We start from the raw sequence: 15778 nt of genomic DNA, 5'->3' as shown, positions 1-15778 counted from the left end.
CCCGCGGGCGCGTCACGGTCGGCCCGCTCACTCCGTCACGGGCAGGCACTCGGCGAGCAGGCCGACGATGTCGCGCCAGGCCCGCCGCGCGTGCCGCGGGTGGTGGCCGACGCCGGGGACCACGCTCTGGTCGACCGGCGGGTGGTGGAAGGCGTGCAGGGCCCCGCCGTAGACCACCAGGCGCCAGTCGACGCCGGCGGCCTGCATCTCGGCGGCGAAGGCGTCCCGTTGCCCGGCGGCCATGATCGGGTCCTCCGAGCCGACCCCGGCCCACACGGGGCAACGGATCCGCGCGGCCTCGCCCGGGCGGCCCGTGGTCAGTGCGTTGACCGTTCCGATCGCCCGCAGGTCGACGCCGTCGCGTCCGAGTTCCAGCGCGATCGCGCCGCCGGTTCCGTAGCCGATCGCGGCGATCCGGTCGGGGTCGGTCCGCGGTTCGGCACGCAGCACATCGAGGGCGGCGTGGCCGATGCCCCGCATCCGGCCGGGGTCGGCGAGCAGCGGCATCACGCGGGCCAGCATCTCCTGCGGGTCGGTGAACCAGTGTCCGCCGCCGTGGAAGTCGAAGGCGAGTGCCACGTAGCCCAGTTCGGCGAGGGCGTCGGCCCGGCGGCGCTGGAAGTCGTTCAGGCCCGGCCCCTCGGGGCCGATCAGGACGGCGGGCCGGCGGTCGACGCCGGCGGGGAGCGCGAGGTGCCCGGCCATCGTCAGGCCGTCGGCGGGATAGGTGACCGTGCGTGTGGTGACCATCGTCATGAGATCGGACTGTACGGATCGTCGCTCCCCGCCGGGGCGGACTTTCCCCTCAGCGAAACGGAGCAGGTGCGGGCCCCGCCGCTCCCGCCCGCCCTGCGGTGAAGATCCTCTCCGGCCCCCGACGGCCGAAACTACACTTCACCGCATGCCATATGACAATGTGACACTGCGCCCCGTGGCCGAGAGCGAGCTGGGCACCCTGGAGGAACTGGTCCAGAACCCGGAGGCGGTCGGGACGTTCCAGTGGTTCGGCTGGACCGACCCCGGGTCCTGGCGGCGGCGGTGGGCCGAGAACCGGCTGCTGGGCGACGACCGCGGACAGCTGGCCGTCGCGGCCGGCGGCGAGTTCCACGGGTTCGTCGGCTGGCGGCGGGTGGACGTCGTGCCGCGCTCGTACTACTGGAGCATGGGCATCCAGCTGCTGCCCGGATCGCGAGGGCGGGGCATCGGGACTCGCGCCCAGATCCTGCTGGTGGACTACCTGTTCGCGTACTCGCCGGTCGCGCGGGTGGAGGCCGACACCGAGACGGAGAACTTCGCTGAGCAACGCGCGCTGGAGAAGGCCGGGTTCACCCAGGAGGGCGTGCTGCGCAACGTGGTGTTCCGCGACGGGCAGTGGCGCGACAGCATCCGCTACAGCGTGCTGCGGGACGAGGCGGCCGCCCGCCGGACCTCCGCCGAATCGTAGGCGGCGGGCGGGCGGCCGGGCGGGTGGCCGGGTGGGTGGCCAACTGACGGAGCGCCCGGCCCCGGGCCCCACTCCCGGGGCCGGGGTGCCCGATGTGTGGAATACCGGTCGAAGCCGTTCACGATTGCGGCACAATGTGCGCCTACCACCTGTGATCTTGACCCGGGGAATCCGCGTGAATTCGACCCATGTCCACACCCCCGCGCCCGCCGCGGCGCCCCTGCCCCCGCGCACCAAGGGGCAGATAGCCCTGCGGGTGCTCGCCCTCTGGCTGCTCCCGCCGCTCGGCGCACTGTGGGCGTGGCGCTCCAAGCGGCTCACCAAGGGCGCGAAGCTCGCCGTCACCGTGCTGGCCGCCGTCTGGCTGCTGATCCTGATCGGCGCCTCCGGCGACTCCAAGGCCGAGCAGAACAGCAAGCCCCCGAACCCGGTGAGCTCCGCCCCGGCCGAGCCGGCCGCGCCCACCACCCCGCCCGCCGGGACCACCCCGCCGGCGCCCACCACCCCGCCCGCCCCGGCCGCGCCCGAACCCGCCGCCACCGAGCCGCCCGCCGTACCCAGCCCGGTGCCGACCACCGCGCCCCCGGTGCCCGCGCCCGTCCCGGTCGCGCCCAGCACCCCCGCCGCCGCCCCGGCTCCGCCGAAGCCGCCGGTCCCGGAGACCAAGCCGCCGGTGACCACCCCGAAGCCCCCCACCAGTGAGCCGGAACCCACCACCCAGGCCCCGGCGGCGGCCTACTACAAGAACTGCGCCGCCGCGAAGGCCGCCGGCGCCGCACCGCTGCACCGGGGCGACCCGGGCTACCGCGCCGGGCTCGACGCGGACGGCGACGGCGTCGCCTGCGAGCGCTGAGCCCCGGAGGAGGGGGCGGGCGCCACGGCCGGTCCACGTCGACGACGATCCGGACCGGCCGTCGGCCCCTTCCTCCCGCGGGGGCACCCGTCCGGACGCGTCGCCGTCGGCGGGCGCGGGGGCCGCCGACGAGCGGTGCCGGGCCCGGCTCGGTACGGGACGGACCGGTGGGCGGCCGGCGCACGGCGGGCGCGAACCGACCGCGCCGCGAAGGCGTCGAAGTCCGCGGAAGGAATTTCGCGAAGGGATGTCGAGAACCCGCGCCCGGCTCCGTCCCAGGGGTGAAGACGGCCACAATGGGCCGTACCTCACCAAGGAGAACACCATGGCCAAGTACCTGCTGCTCAAGCACTACCGGGGCGCGCCGGCGGCGGTCAACGACGTGCCGATGGACCAGTGGGAGCCGGAGGAGGTGACGGCCCACGTGCAGTACATGCGTGACTTCGCCGCCCGGCTGGAGGGCACCGGCGAGTTCGTCGACAGCCAGGCGCTCTCCCCGGAGGGCACGTTCGTCCGCTACGACGGCGAGGGGCGGCCCCCGGTCACCGACGGTCCGTTCGCGGAGACCAAGGACCTGATCGCCGGCTGGATGGTGATCGACGTGGAGACCTACGAGCGCGCGGTCGAGCTGGCCGGCGAGCTGTCGGCGGCCCCGGGCGCGGGGGGCAAGCCGATCCACGAGTGGCTTGAGGTGCGCCCGTTCTACGGCGAGAAGTGCACGGCCACCGAGTGAACGAAGCACTGCTCCGGGCCCTGGTGCCCGCGGTGATCGGTGTCCTCGTCCGTCGCGGAGCGGACTTCGCGGCGGCCGAGGACGCCGTGCAGGAGGCTCTGGTCGAGGCCGTGCGCAGGTGGCCGGACGACCCGCCGCGCGACCCGAAGGGCTGGCTGGTCACGGTGGCCTGGCGCAAGTACCTCGACGCCGTCCGGGCCGACACCTCCCGGCGGCGGCGCGAGGACCTGGTCGAGGCCGAGCCCGTGCCCGACCGGGGCGAGGCGGTGGACGACACGCTCCAGCTGTACTTCCTGTGCGCGCACCCGTCCCTGACGCCGGGCTCCGCCGTCGCGCTGACTCTGCGCGCGGTCGGCGGCCTGACCACGCGGCAGATCGCGCAGGCCTACCTCGTGCCGGAGGCGACCATGGCCCAGCGGATCAGCCGGGCCAAGCGGACCGTCTCCGGCGTCCGCTTCGACCGGCCCGGTGACGTCGCCACCGTGCTGCGGGTGCTCTACCTGGTCTTCAACGAGGGGTACTCCGGGGACGTCGACCTCGCGGCCGAGGCGATCCGGCTGACCCGCCAACTGGCGGCCGGCACCGACCACGTGGAGGTCGCGGGCCTGTTGGCGCTGATGCTGCTCCACCACGCCCGGCGCCCGGCCCGGACCAGCCCGGACGGCAGGCTCGTGCCGCTCGCCGAGCAGGACCGCGGCCTGTGGGACACCCGGCTGATCGCCGAGGGCGTCGACGTGCTCCAGGCCGCCCTCGCCCGCGACCGCCTGGGCGAGTTCCAGGCCCAGGCGGCCGTCGCCGCGCTCCACGCCGACGCCCGGACCACCGAGGAGACCGACTGGGTGCAGATCGTCGAGTGGTACGACGAGCTGGTGCGGCTCACCGACAGCCCGGTGGCACGCCTCAACCGGGCCGTCGCGGTGGGCGAGGCCGACGGCGCCCGGGCGGGGCTGGCCGCCCTGGCGGAGCTCGACTCCGCCCTGCCGCGGTACACCGCCGTCGCGGCGTACCTCCACGAGCGCGACGGTGATCCGGCGACCGCGGCACGGCTCTACGCCCAGGCCGCCCGGTCGGCGCCCACCCTGCCCGAACGCGACCACCTCACCCGGCAGGCCGCCCGGCTCAACGCGCAGCTGCGCCGGTGACGCGGCGGGCCCGGGCCGGTCGTAGCGGTCCTCCGTCGGCAGCCGCTCGACGACCTCGACGTCGCGCAGGCGGCGCTTGTCCAGGGACACCTTGCACGTCCGGGGGAAGAACGGCGGGCACGGCGTCCTCACCCACCTCGGCGTCGACACCATCCAGCGCAAGTGGTCACGCTTCCTGCCACCAGCCGCGAGTTGTCAGCCTTCCTGGCGCCCGTCACCGCCGCACAGCCGGTGCAGGGCTACGCGGCTCTCGTCGTCCGCGCCGCGGTAGACCAGAAGCCGGAGCTCCGGGTCCTCCAGCGGGAGCAGGACCTCGAAGTCGACGGCGATCGTCCCGACGGCCGGGTGCCGCAGCAGCTTGCGACCGCGGCCGTTGACGCGGACCTCCCGCTCGGCCCAGAGCCGAGCGAAGTCCTCGTCCTGCGCGGTGAATTCGGCGATCAGCGCGGCCAGTGCCCGGTCCTGCGGGTGGGCGGCCCAGGCCGCGCGAAGATGGGCGACGCCGTCCCGCAGCACCCTCTCGCGGTCGGCGTAGAAGCCGCGCATCGGCGGGTGCAGCAGGCAGAGCCACATCGCGTTCCGCCGCTCCGGCGGAACGGCGTCGAACTCCGGTAGCAGCCGGGCCATTTCGGGGTTCCAGGCCAGCAGGTCGTAGCGGTGGTCCAGCAGCGCGGCGGGTAGCGGGGAGAGGTCGTCGACCAGGTGGGCCAGCGACGGCGCCGGACCAGCGGCCGGCCCGCCGGTGGTGCCGGGGCGGCGCCGTCCGGCCAGGTCGAAGAGGTAGTCGCGTTCTCCGGGTGCCAGCCGCAGGGCCCGGGCCAGCGCCGCCAGCACCTCCGCGGAGGGCCGTAGCCCCCGGCCCTGCTCCAGCCGGACCACGTAGTCGGTGCTGACTCCGGCCAGCTCGGCGACCTCCTCGCGGCGCAGTCCGGGCGTTCGCCGGGTCCGCCGGTGCGCGGGCAGGCCCAGCCGGTCCGGGTCCAGCCGTTCGCGCCTGCTGCGCAGGAAGGCGCCCAGTTCCTCGGTGGTGTCCATGGTGCGGGTCGTCATGACCGGTCCAACCGCCAGGGTGGGACCGGTCTTCCCAGGAAAGTCCCTCCCTTATCCGGGACCCGCCGTCGCTACAGACTCGGTCCCGGCAAGGAACACGAACACATACGAACACAGGAGAACCCGATGGCACTGGCCCTCGACGACTACCGGCTGCTGGGCCGCTCGGGACTGCGGGTCTCACCGCTGGCCCTGGGCACCGCGACCTTCGGCACCGAATGGGGATGGGGCGCGGAACGGGCCGAGGCCCGCAAACTGTTCGACCGCTACGTCGGGCTCGGCGGCAACCTCCTCGACACCGCCGACACCTACACCGACGGCAGCTCCGAGCGCCTGCTGGGCGAGTTCGCCCATGAGGAGCGCGAACGCCTGGTGCTGGCGACCAAGTACTCGACCCTGCGCCGCCCCGGCGACCCGAACTCCGGGGGCGGGCACCGCAAGGCGCTGTTCGGCTCGGTGGAGGGCAGCCTGCGGCGGCTCGGCACCGACTACCTCGACCTGCTGTACCTGCACGTCTGGGACTTCCGGACCTCGGCGGAGGAGGTGCTGCGCGGCCTGGACGACCTGGTCCGGCAGGGCAAGGTGCTGTACGTGGCGATCTCCAACACCCCGGCCTGGCAGGTGTCCCGGATGCAGGCGATCGCGGACCTGCGCGGCTGGTCGCCGCTGGTCGCGCTGCAGGTCGAGTACAGCCTGATCGAACGCACCGCGGAGCGCGACCTGATCCCGATGGCGCGGGAGCTGGGCCTGGGCGTGGTCCCGTACTCGCCGCTCGGCGGCGGGGTGCTCAGTGGCAAGTACGGCCGGGACGACGTGGGCGCGACGGGCGCCGGCCCCGACGGGAGCACCCGCCGGAGCCACAACCTCGCCCTGGGAACCCTCACCGAACGCAGCCTCGGCGTGGCCGGGGTGGTCCGGGAGGTGGCCGACGAGGTGGGGCACACTCCGGCCCAGGTGGCGCTGGCCTGGACGCTGCGGAACCCGGGCGTGACGACCACGCTGCTCGGCGCCCGCACCTGCGCCCAGTTGGAGGACAACCTGGGCGCCCTGGCGGTCGAGCTGACGGACGCCCAGCTGGCCCGGCTCGACGCGGCGGGCGCGATCGCCCTCGGCCAGCCGCACGAGCTGCTGGTGAGCGAGCCCATCCGCCGGGTGACCACGGGCGGCCTGCGGATCGAGAGCCGCCGCTGACCCGGCCGCCGGCGGCGGGAGCCGGAGTCCGCAGCCGCGGTCGGTTCACCGTCCGGGCGAGCCACGTCCGGACCGCTTCCGCGTCGGCGACGGTCGGACCGGTTCCCACTCTCGTGACCAGGGTCCAACCAGCGCGTCACGACTCAGGAACCATGGATCGGCTGTGTGGATCTTGGTGACCACCAGCTCGCGCACGGGACAGTTATCGCGCGTCGGCGCAGGGCCCCATCCGGCGGCCCGCGCAGCTGACGTTTGATCACTCGAACAAACAATCGAATAATGGGTTCATGACCTCGGCCGTTCCGTTCTCCCGCCCCGTCCGCCCGCCCGAGCGGCCCGGCGATGCCGAGCGGGCGCCGCGCGAGCTGATGACCCTGCCCGGAGCGTCCCGGGACGTGCGGCGGTGGCGGCTGGTGGAGATCCGGCTCGGCGGGGAGTGGCGCCCGGGGATGCTCACCGTGTGGCGGCGCCCGCCCGGCGCCGCCTGCTGGGTGGTCCATGTGCGCTGGGCGCCCGACACGGACAGCCCACAGCCCTGGGGCTGGTTCCTGTACACGGAGGAGACCGTCCGGCCGCTGCCCGAGCCGCAGGACGCGCCTCCCGCGGCCGCGCCGTTCCTCGGCCGGTGGCGGGACGCGGTGGCGGTGCCCGCCGAGCTGGCCGGCACGCCCGCCGAGGACGGCGCCGACCGGTGCTGGCGCCTGGCCTGGGCGCGGGTCGGCGGCCGCTGGCGCTCCTGCCTGGTCACCGCGCGTCGCCGTCCGGGCCCGGAGCTGCCCTGGATCGCGAACGTACGGTGGGGCGAGGACAAGGACACCGCCTGGCTGATCGCCGACCCCACCACCCTGCGGCCCGTCCCGCCGGGCCCATCGCCCGCTGCGGACGTCGACAGCGGTCCGGGTCCGGCAGCCCGGTGACCCCGGCCCCGCGCAGTGGTGCGAGGGGGTGGTGCCCGGCAGCAGAAGCAGCAGAGCCGGCCCCGCCGGTCACCGTCCGGCCGGGCCCGCCGAACGGCCTCGGACCTCAGCCGTTGCGTGCCTCGGCCTCCTGCTGCAGCAGGCCCGCGATCCGGGACAGGTCGTTGATCTCGTCGAGGAAGCCCTCGATGTCGGGCGCGGACGCGCCGTTCACGGCCAGGTAGAAGGTGTTCAGCCGGCCGTGGCCCGCGTCGAGGTAGCCGCCCAGGGTCTGGGCGCCGACGGCGAGCCGCTGGTTGAGCCCGTCCTCGCCGACCACGCTGCCGGGCTTGGCCCAGACCTTGCCCTTGCCGGGGCAGGTGGGGCAGCCGGCGCACGCGCCGGCCAGCGAGCCGTCCACGCCGAGGATCGGCAGCGCGTCGCGGAAGCGGGCGGCCTCCGGGGTGTTCTGCCAGTAGTTCACGATGTCGGTCTCGATCCTCGGGGTGACCCGGTCGACCGGGTTTCCGCCGCGGCCGTCGAGGAGTTGGGCCTGGGTCGGGTCGATCCCGGCCCCGCGCAGGAACTCGTTGAGGACGGGGAAGCCGTCCTCGCACTGGTGGCTGCCCGCGGTCACGGCCATCAGGCAGATGGCCAGGTTGGCGCCGAGGTTGTGGCTGACCTTGAGGATCAGCTTGGCGTACTTCGCGTAGACCGGGGAGACGTAGGCGGCCACCCGCCGGGTGCCGTCGTAGGAGTCCGGCACCTTGTCCGTCGGGTTCGGCCCGGTCGGCGCGGCGGTGACCGTGACGCCCGCGCGGCCGAGGGCCTCGATCAGGGCGGTGCGCCCGAACGCGGCCGGGTCCTTCACCGGGGAGATCCGCAGGGTGGGCGGGGCGTCGGCCGCGATCGTGCCGGAGACGGTGATCCGGGTGCCGTCGGGGGAGGCGGAGACCGTCAGGTCGGTCGGGCTGCCCGCCGCGACCGTCCGCACCGTCGACTCGACCTGGTACGGCGCGACCTGGGGACGCCAGGTCAGCTGCGCGCTCTGGCCCGGGGAGGTCGGGGTGGTCAGCAGGTCGATGACGTTGTCGTTGACGATCAGCGGGGTGGGAGTCGGGTCCAGGCCGGGGAAGGAGCTGAAGAGCCGGGTGTCGACGGCGACGTCGCCGTCGATCCGGGTGAGTCCGGCATCGCGCACCTGCCGGGCGATCAGGTCGAGCCCGGCCAGCGGGTCCTCGGGGGTGAGGGTCGCGCCGGGCACGTCGTTGGCGTAGGTGTGGTCGATCGGGGTGTAGGAGACCGAGCCGTCCGGGGCGGTCCGGCCACCCATGGTGAGGTCGCCCTGGCCGATCAGGACCAGGTTGCCGTCCAGGGCCGAACCGTTCTGCTGCCCGACGGCCTGCACGGGGGTGGTGAACTCGTGGTCGCCGCCCAGCGCGTGCCAGGCGCCCGAGACGCTGAGCAGCTTGGCCGTCGAGCCGGGGAGGAAGAACTGGTCGGGGAACTGGGAGTGGATGATCTCGCCGGTGGTGCCGTCCCGCTCCAGCAGTCCCCACTGGGCGTGCTCGTAGCCGGGCTTGGCCATGATGGCCCGGATCTCGGCGCTCAGCTCGTCGCCGTGCGCGGCGGCCGGCGCGGCGGTGCCGAGCGTCAGCGCGGGGACGAGCACGGTCGCGAGGCTGGTGAGGAGGGCCGCGGCCCGGACGCGCCGACTTCTGGGGGTCGAACTCATGGATCCACCTGTTCTGGGCCGGGTACCGGCGCCGTCCTGACGGTCGGACATTCCGCGAGACATACCCGGGCGGTGGCCCCGGCCGGTGGGGCCGGAGCGCGGTTCACCCTCCCGCCACGCGTCCTGCCGTCACGCCGGGGTTCCGGCCGTCGGGCGGGTGCCATTCGGCGAATGCCCGTGGCTCCTTGACGGGCCAAGTCATTAGCTGCCATATTATCTGCATGACGAGGGACGGTGGGGACGGTGAGCAGCCCACGCTGGAGCAGGCCGGATGGCAGCTGCGGCACTACGGGCTGGAGGTCGATCCGCAGGCGGTGCTGGTCGCGGTGCGACTGATCTCCGCGGGCGCGAGAGTCGGCCGGGCGGCCGAGGCGCACTTCGCCCGGTTCGGGCTCTCGACGGGCCGCTACCGCCTGCTCTCCGACCTCGAAGGCCACGGGGGGGAGAAGTCCCCCTCGCAGCTGGCGGCCGATCTCGACGTCTCCAGGGCCACGGTCACCGGCCTGCTCGACGGACTCGAACGCGAGGGCCTGGTCGCCAGGCGCCCGTCCACCGAGGACGGGCGCGGCACGGTGGCGGTCCTGACCGCGCGCGGTGCGCAGCGCCTTCGCGACATGGCGCCCGAGCACTTCGGGCGACTGGAGGCGATGGTGGGCGGGCTCACCGTCGAGGAGCGCACGGTGTTCCTGGACCTGCTCTCCCGCGTCGTGCGCGGCAGTTCGGCGCTGACCGCCGACTGACCGCCGACTGACCCCGGCCCATTCGGCCGACCCCGGCCGTGGGTCGGCCCGGGCTCCCGTCCCGTGGACGGGAGCCCTTTTGACGGAGCAGTAATTAGCCAGCTAATTACCTGACCGGGGTAGGCCCGTCCGGCCGCCCGGTCGAACCCTTTCGCCTTTCGGAACCCGAACGAGAAGAAGAGGCCGACATGCCCGAAACGAAGGACCGAACCGCCCCGAGCCGGGCGGCCGCCCGGCCGTTCGTCCTGTGGCGCGAGGTGCTGACCGCCTACGCCGCTCCCGCGTTGATGGCCGGTACCGCGGGGGTGGTCACCGGTCAGGCGGACCTCACGGTGGCGGCCGTCACCTCCATCGCCGGCACCTCCGCCGTGGTGGCCTTCCTGGTCGGCGCCTGGCTGCGGCACGGCGGGCGGCCACGGCGCTGGACCCTCGCCCTGCCGCGGCTCGTGCTGACCGTGCTGCTCGTCGTCGCGACCGCCGGCGTGGCGGCGGGGCTGGGGTGGTTCGTCGCCGCATGGCTGCCGGCGCACACCGCGCTTCCCGCCGCCCCCTGGCTGCGGCGGCTGCGCATCGACCTGCCCGTCTCCGCCGTGCTCGCCACCACCATCGTCACCCTGCGCTGGCGCGGCACCGTCGCGAAGCCCCGGCCGTAGCCCCGGCCCCGGCCGTCACCGAACCCGGCGGCACCCGCCGCCGCGGAACACACCAGGTATGTGAGGACACCCGATGATCGTTGTCATGGGAGCGACCGGAACCACCGGAACCGCCCTGCTCCACAGCCTCCGCGCACTCGACGTACCCGTGCGCGCCCTCACCCGCACCCCGCAGCGGCCGCTCCCCGGCGCCGCCGGCCCGCGGCACGACCGGCTCGTCGAGGTCCGGTACGCCGACGCCGGCGACCCCGACTCGCTGCGCGCCGCCTTCGAGGGCGCCGACCAGCTCTTCCTCGCCATGGCCAACAGTCCCGCGCAGGTCGCGCTCGAAACCCGCGTCATCGACATCGCCGTGGTCAGCGGCATCGGACACGTCGTCAAGGTCTCCGCCCCGGCCGCCGAGCCGGACTCGCCCGTCGCGATATCCCGCGGGCACCACGCCGTCGAGGCACACCTGCGCGCCTCCGGACTCACCGGCACCGTCCTGCGGCCCTACGCGTTCATGCAGAACCTCCTGCGCCTGGCGCCCGCCGTGGCCGAGGGGGTCGTCCTCGGCGCGATGGGGGAGGCGCCCTGCAACTACGTCGACAGCCGCGACATCGGCGACGTCGCGGCCGCCGTGCTCACCCGCCGTCACCTCGCGGGCGGCACCTACACCCTGACCGGACCGGAAGCCGTCTCCCACCCCGACCTCGCCGCCCGGCTGACCGCGGTCACCGGCCGCCTGATCCGGTATGTCGACCTCGCCCCGGACGAGATGCGCGACAACCTCGTCCACCGGGCCGGCATGCCCGACTGGCTCGCCGACCACGTCGTGGAGATCCAGCGACTGGCCGTCGCCCGCCCCGAGGCACCCACCAGCACCGTCGCCGACGTCCTCGGCCGCTCGCCCCGCACCCTCGACGCCTTCCTGGCCGAACACCGGCACCACTTCGACCGGTAGCCCGCCGGCGGTGCCCGCCCCGGCTCCGCAGCGGTCGCGCCCCGGGGGCCCGACCGCTGCGGACGCTGTGGGTGGATGGCTGGCCCTGGCCGTGACGACGGTCTTCGCCAACCCCTAGCCGGCGCCGGCGGTCCCCCGGGGGGAGCCGGGGGGCGGGGCCACCGGGCTCCGCTCGGCTAGGTGGGCGTCCATGGTGGCGTTCAGAGCGGTGATGAACTGCTCGAACTGTTGCAGGAGTTGTGGCGGGTAGGGGGCCATCACGGCGTCGAGGCGGTGGGCGAGCGGGCCGAAGAACTCGTCCGCCCGCTCCTGGATGTGCGGGCCGCCGCGCAGGGTGACGATGCGCCGGTCGGAGTGCTCGCGGGTGCGGGTGATGTGCCCGGCCGCTTCGAGGCGGTTGAGGAGCGCGGTGGTGGCTCCCGTGGACAGGGAGATGCGCTCGCTCAGCCGGGCCGGTGACAGTGGGGCCCCGCGTTCCTCGGCGGCGGCGATCTCCAGCACCGCGGTCGCGTCGGTGGAGTGCAGGCCCAGCCAGGCGGCGAAGCGCCGGCTGAGCTCGGCGTAGTGGCCGCCATGGATCCGCAGCCCCTCCATCAGCCGCTCGCGCCGCGCCGCGACACCGTCGCCCATCGCTTCCTCCACAGGCACTGCCACCTCGTCTCGCCCGCCGGGCGTCCAGGTGGGCGGCCCGCCTTTGACAACCTACCCCCATCAATTTACCTTCATCATGGAATTACTTCACCATGGAGGTATCTGACGTGCGTGCCCCGTCTCCCACCCCTGACAGGACGACCGAGCCCTACCGGTGGCGGTGGCTGATCCTGGCGGTGATGATCGTCGCGGAGATCATGGATCTCCTGGACGCCTCGATCGTCAACGTGGCCGGGCCCGACCTGGAGAGGTCCCTCGGCGCCGGTTCCGTCGGACTGCAATGGGTGATCGGCGGCTACGCCCTCACCCTGGGCGCCGGGCTCGTGCTCGGCGGCCGGCTCGGCGATCGCTTCGGCCGACGCAGCATGTTCCTGATCGGCTTGGCGACCTTCACCGCGAGTTCCCTGCTGTGCGCGGTCGCGCCGAACATCCAGTCACTGATCGCCTTCCGCCTGCTGCAGGGCGCCGCCGGAGCGACGCTGCTGCCCCAGGGCCTGGGCCTGCTGCGGGAGAACTTCTCCGGCCCCGAGCTCACCAAGGCCTTCGCGGTCTTCGGACCGGTCCTCGGCCTGGGCGGCATCATCGGCCCGGTCCTGGGCGGCTTCCTCATCGAGGGCGACTTCTTCGACCTGGGCTGGCGGTCGGTGTTCCTGGTCAACCTGCCCATCGGAATCGCGGCACTGATCGTCGCCGCGAAGTTCGTGCCCAAGAAGGCGGGCGACCGCTCCGTACGGGTCGACATGACCGGCGCCGCGCTGGTCGTGGCGTCCTGCGCCCTGCTGGTGCTGCCGCTCAACCAGGGGCAGGAGAACGGCTGGCCGCTGTGGACATGGCTGTCCATGGCCGCCTCGGCGACCGGCTTCGCCCTCTTCGCCCTCCAGCAGCGCCGCACGGCAGCCGCCGGACGCGAGCCGCTGGTGACCCCGGGCCTGCTTCGCAAGCCGGCCTTCACCGTAGGCCTCGGCGGCCTCGCCCTGTTCTTCGGCGGGCTCATCGGCACCCAGCTCGTTCTTACCCTCTTCCTCCAGATCGGCCGGCACTTCACCGCCGGTGAGGCGGGACTGGGCAACCTGCCCCTCGCGGTGGGAACCGCGATCGGCGGCGCGGTCAGCGGCGCGTTCCTCGCGGACAGGATCGGCCGCAAGGTGCTGCAGATCGGACCGCTGGTCCAGCTGGCCGGCGCGGGCGTGCTGTGGTTCGAGCTCGACGGCCTGGACGTCACCTCGTTCTCGATCTGGGACATCGCCCCCGGCGTGGCGGTGGCGGGCATCGGCGCCGGCCTGGTGATCACCGCCCTGTTCAGCTTCATCCTGGCCGCGGTCCACGACGACGAGATCGGTTCCGCCTCCGGTGTCCTGTCGGCTGTCCAGGCGGTCGGCGGTTCCATCGGTGTCGCGGTCTTCGGCTCGGTGTTCTTCGCCCAGGCCAAGGCCGGTGACTTCACCGGCGGCTTCCACCGCGCGCTGATCGTCCAGGCCTGCCTGCTGGCCGTCTTCTTCGCGATCACCTTCCTGCTGCCCAAGAAGGGCCGCCCCGAAGAAGAGCAGCACGGCACCGCCACCGCCACCGCGCCCGCCACCGGCTCCGACGCGGAGCGGCACCTCACCGCGTGAAGCACAGCTGGGAAGGGCGCCCACGGAAGCCCGCCGAACACCGCCGTCCGCCGCACCGCGGCCGGGTCACCTCCTCCTGACCCGGCCCCGGACGGCCGTGCGTCAGGTCCGTCCCAGCCGCAGGGCCAGCACGGGCTCGCCGGTCGGCCGCACCGACCCGCCGGCGGGCTCCACCGTCAGGCCGACGGACCGGGCACCGTCCAGGGGCGCGGTGAGCAGGAGGGCGCCGTCGCCGTCCGGCAGCAGACCGGCCGGGAGGTAGCTGCCCGCGTGGTCGAGCCAGAGTTCGTAGACGCGGCCGGGCCCGGGATCGGGAAGGCCGGTGGCGAGGAACCCGGCCCGGTTGCGGTCGGCCGACCAGACCACGGTGCCGGCACCCGAACCGGCGGTGACGGTGCTCACCCGGGCGTCCGGGGCGGTCAGCAACTCGCCGAAGGCCGCCTGCCGGGCACGCAACTCTTCGGCGACGGAACGCGCCCGCCGGGCCTGCTCGTGCTGCTGCACGGCGAGGACACCGAGCGCGCTGGTCGCGGCCAGCGAGGCGGCCAGGGCGAACCGCGGCCAGCGGGCCCGCCGGCGGACGCCGGGCGGCGCGACCCGGGGCGCGGCCGCGCCGGTGTGCCGGGGGAGCGGCGGCAACTGGTGTTCCCGCTCCAGCCGGGCCAGCAGCGCCGCCCGCAGCCGCGGCGGTGGCTCGACCGCCTGGGCCGTACCGAGCCGGCTCAGGGCCGCGGCGAAGCCCGCCACCTCCTCCCCGCAGCTCCCGCACCCGCCGAGATGCGCCTCGAAGGCGTCACGTTCGTCCGCGTCGAGGGAGTGCAGCGCGTACGCGCCGGTGAGCAGGTGGAGATCGCTGTCGGCGGGGGCGGTCATGATCCGGCTCCCAGGCAGTCGCGCAGCCGGATGAGACCGTCGCGCATCCGGGTCTTGACGGTGCCCAACGGGGTGCTCAGCCGTTCGGCGACCTCCCGGTGGGTCAGGCCCTGGTAGAACGCCAGCAGGACGGACTCGCGCTGCAGATCGGTTAGGCGCCGCAGGCAGTGCCGGACCTGTTGTCGCTCCATCCGGGTACCGGCTCCTTCGGCGGCCTCGTCGAAGGGCGTCTCCCGGCTGCCGGCGGCCACCGTCCGGTCGCGGTCGGCCGCCGCCTCGCAGTGCCGGACCCGGTCCACGGCACGGTGGTGGGCGATGGTCATCACCCAGGGCAGCACCTCCCCGCGCAGCGGGTCGTAGCGGGCCGCGCCGCGCCACACCTCCAGCATCACGTCCTGCGTCACCTCCTCCGACTGGGCCTCGTCCCGAAGGATCCGGCGAACCAGGCCGAACACCGGGCCGGCCACCGCGTCGTACAGCCGGGCGAACGCCTCGTGATCACCGGCGGCGACGAGCGCCATCACCGCCTTGAGGTCGCCCGGCGGCTCGGAGCGGCCGGGCAGGAAGGCGACGGCGGTCACCTGCCACACCCCCGCGATCCGCAACTCCGGTGGCCGGCCGGGCGGATGCACCGGCGAGGCGTACCGGCCGGACGGCCGCGTGCGGTGCGCACGGCGACCGCCCGGGCCCGGTTCGGGGCTTCAGGAATGTCGTTCATCGGTCGCACGGTATTCGCCCCCGGCGGGCCGGCGGATTGCCTTCGGACGGATCCGGTCGCCTCCCTCACCCGATCGAGTGAAGCCGGGCGACGGACCCATCCGCGGCGCCGAGCCGACCGAATGGGGAGTGTGAGCAACGATGTGACCACCCGACGCGCCGGGCGCCGCGACCGTGTCGGAGCGCTGCCGGCCCTGATGGCGTTCGGCGCGGCCGCCGCCTGCGCGGCCCTCGCCGTCGGCGAGACGGCGGCGGCCCTCCTGCGCCCGCAGGCGGCCCCGGTGATCGCGATCGGCTCGGCCGCGATCGACCTCGCGCCCACCGAGGTCAAGGAGTGGGCGGTGCGCTCCTTCGGCACCTCCGACAAGACCGTGCTCCTCACCGGGATCTACACCGTCATGGCACTGTTCGCCGCCGCCCTGGGGCCCGTGGCGGCCCGCCGCCGCGCCGCGGCCGTCGTCCTGCCGGCCGCCTTCGGCGCGCTCGGCGTCTGGGCGGCACTCGCCCGCCCGGGCGCACGGCCCGTCGACGCCCTGCCCTCGGC

The 15778-nt window shown here is 74.3% G+C and carries 16 protein-coding genes and 1 pseudogene; 11 read left to right on the top strand and 6 right to left on the bottom strand.

What is annotated here, in order from left to right; all coding sequences use genetic code 11:
• Nucleotides 1–27: 27 nt before the first annotated feature.
• Nucleotides 28–756: a dienelactone hydrolase family protein gene (locus ACFWA9_RS07470; protein ID WP_380384155.1), complete on the bottom strand. Its 729-nt coding sequence runs from the start codon at nt 754–756 to the stop codon at nt 28–30.
• Between the two features lie 145 nt (nt 757–901).
• On the opposite strand from ACFWA9_RS07470, the gene ACFWA9_RS07465 reads away from it, so the two are divergent.
• From ACFWA9_RS07465 to ACFWA9_RS07450, 4 genes are all read left to right on the top strand, one after another.
• Nucleotides 902–1444 (top strand): GNAT family protein, encoded by a 543-nt coding sequence (locus ACFWA9_RS07465; RefSeq protein WP_329485372.1) that lies wholly within the window; start codon nt 902–904, stop codon nt 1442–1444.
• A 175-nt stretch (nt 1445–1619) separates the two neighbouring features.
• On the top strand, nt 1620–2297 hold the full coding sequence (locus ACFWA9_RS07460; protein ID WP_380384152.1) for an excalibur calcium-binding domain-containing protein: 678 nt from the start codon (nt 1620–1622) through the stop codon (nt 2295–2297).
• Nucleotides 2298–2622: 325 nt separating this feature from the next.
• Complete coding sequence (locus tag ACFWA9_RS07455) at nt 2623–3030, top strand: YciI family protein (RefSeq protein WP_329485370.1); 408 nt, start codon at nt 2623–2625, stop codon at nt 3028–3030.
• Complete coding sequence (locus ACFWA9_RS07450) at nt 3027–4172, top strand: RNA polymerase sigma factor (RefSeq protein ID WP_380384150.1); 1146 nt, start codon at nt 3027–3029, stop codon at nt 4170–4172. The genes ACFWA9_RS07455 and ACFWA9_RS07450 overlap by 4 nt, the downstream gene beginning before the upstream one ends.
• A gap of 195 nt (nt 4173–4367) precedes the next feature.
• Here the strand turns inward: ACFWA9_RS07450 and ACFWA9_RS07445 are convergent, their stop codons facing one another.
• Nucleotides 4368–5222 carry a helix-turn-helix domain-containing protein gene (locus tag ACFWA9_RS07445; RefSeq protein ID WP_380384148.1) on the bottom strand — a complete coding sequence of 285 codons (855 nt, stop codon included), beginning with the start codon at nt 5220–5222 and terminating at the stop codon, nt 4368–4370.
• 126 nt (nt 5223–5348) lie between these two features.
• Between ACFWA9_RS07445 and ACFWA9_RS07440 the strand changes: the two genes are divergently transcribed.
• Both ACFWA9_RS07440 and ACFWA9_RS07435 read left to right on the top strand, forming a co-directional pair.
• Nucleotides 5349–6413, top strand: coding sequence for an aldo/keto reductase (locus tag ACFWA9_RS07440; protein ID WP_352286771.1), 1065 nt, complete (start codon nt 5349–5351; stop codon nt 6411–6413).
• A gap of 287 nt (nt 6414–6700) precedes the next feature.
• Complete coding sequence (locus ACFWA9_RS07435) at nt 6701–7330, top strand: hypothetical protein (RefSeq protein WP_380384145.1); 630 nt, start codon at nt 6701–6703, stop codon at nt 7328–7330.
• Nucleotides 7331–7436: 106 nt separating this feature from the next.
• Here the strand turns inward: ACFWA9_RS07435 and dacB are convergent, their stop codons facing one another.
• The gene (dacB, locus tag ACFWA9_RS07430; protein WP_380384142.1) at nt 7437–9044 is read right to left on the bottom strand and encodes a D-alanyl-D-alanine carboxypeptidase/D-alanyl-D-alanine-endopeptidase; all 1608 of its coding nucleotides are present in this window, start codon (nt 9042–9044) and stop codon (nt 7437–7439) included.
• Nucleotides 9045–9265: 221 nt separating this feature from the next.
• Here dacB and ACFWA9_RS07425 point away from each other — a divergent pair, with 221 nt between their 5' ends.
• The 3 genes from ACFWA9_RS07425 (at nt 9266) to ACFWA9_RS07415 (ending at nt 11380) form a co-directional block, all read left to right on the top strand.
• Nucleotides 9266–9784, top strand: a complete 519-nt coding sequence (locus ACFWA9_RS07425) for a MarR family transcriptional regulator (RefSeq protein WP_352286799.1) — start codon at nt 9266–9268, stop codon at nt 9782–9784.
• A 188-nt stretch (nt 9785–9972) separates the two neighbouring features.
• Nucleotides 9973–10437, top strand: coding sequence for a hypothetical protein (locus tag ACFWA9_RS07420; RefSeq protein ID WP_352286802.1), 465 nt, complete (start codon nt 9973–9975; stop codon nt 10435–10437).
• An 85-nt stretch (nt 10438–10522) separates the two neighbouring features.
• Nucleotides 10523–11380 carry an SDR family oxidoreductase gene (locus ACFWA9_RS07415; protein WP_380384139.1) on the top strand — a complete coding sequence of 286 codons (858 nt, stop codon included), beginning with the start codon at nt 10523–10525 and terminating at the stop codon, nt 11378–11380.
• Nucleotides 11381–11494: 114 nt separating this feature from the next.
• On the opposite strand, the gene ACFWA9_RS07410 is transcribed toward ACFWA9_RS07415, so the two are convergent.
• Nucleotides 11495–12010 carry a MarR family winged helix-turn-helix transcriptional regulator gene (locus tag ACFWA9_RS07410; protein ID WP_380384136.1) on the bottom strand — a complete coding sequence of 172 codons (516 nt, stop codon included), beginning with the start codon at nt 12008–12010 and terminating at the stop codon, nt 11495–11497.
• Nucleotides 12011–12138: 128 nt separating this feature from the next.
• On the opposite strand from ACFWA9_RS07410, the gene ACFWA9_RS07405 reads away from it, so the two are divergent.
• Entirely contained in the window at nt 12139–13644 is a 1506-nt protein-coding gene (locus ACFWA9_RS07405; RefSeq protein ID WP_380384133.1) for an MFS transporter, read from the top strand.
• Nucleotides 13645–13746: 102 nt separating this feature from the next.
• Here the strand turns inward: ACFWA9_RS07405 and ACFWA9_RS07400 are convergent, their stop codons facing one another.
• On the bottom strand, nt 13747–14517 hold the full coding sequence (locus ACFWA9_RS07400; RefSeq protein WP_380384130.1) for an anti-sigma factor domain-containing protein: 771 nt from the start codon (nt 14515–14517) through the stop codon (nt 13747–13749).
• Complete coding sequence (gene sigK, locus ACFWA9_RS07395; RefSeq protein ID WP_359836093.1) at nt 14514–15098, bottom strand: ECF RNA polymerase sigma factor SigK; 585 nt, start codon at nt 15096–15098, stop codon at nt 14514–14516. The genes ACFWA9_RS07400 and sigK overlap by 4 nt, the downstream gene beginning before the upstream one ends.
• A 267-nt stretch (nt 15099–15365) precedes the next feature.
• Here sigK and ACFWA9_RS07390 point away from each other — a divergent pair.
• A pseudogene (locus ACFWA9_RS07390) lies at nt 15366–15778 on the top strand (molybdopterin-binding oxidoreductase); the annotation flags it as partial.

This window comes from Kitasatospora sp. NPDC059973, from assembly GCF_042737525.1.
GTDB lineage: Bacteria > Actinomycetota > Actinomycetes > Streptomycetales > Streptomycetaceae > Kitasatospora.
Note: the sequence above shows the minus strand (reverse complement) of the source record. Positions and strands in the feature narration are given on the sequence as shown.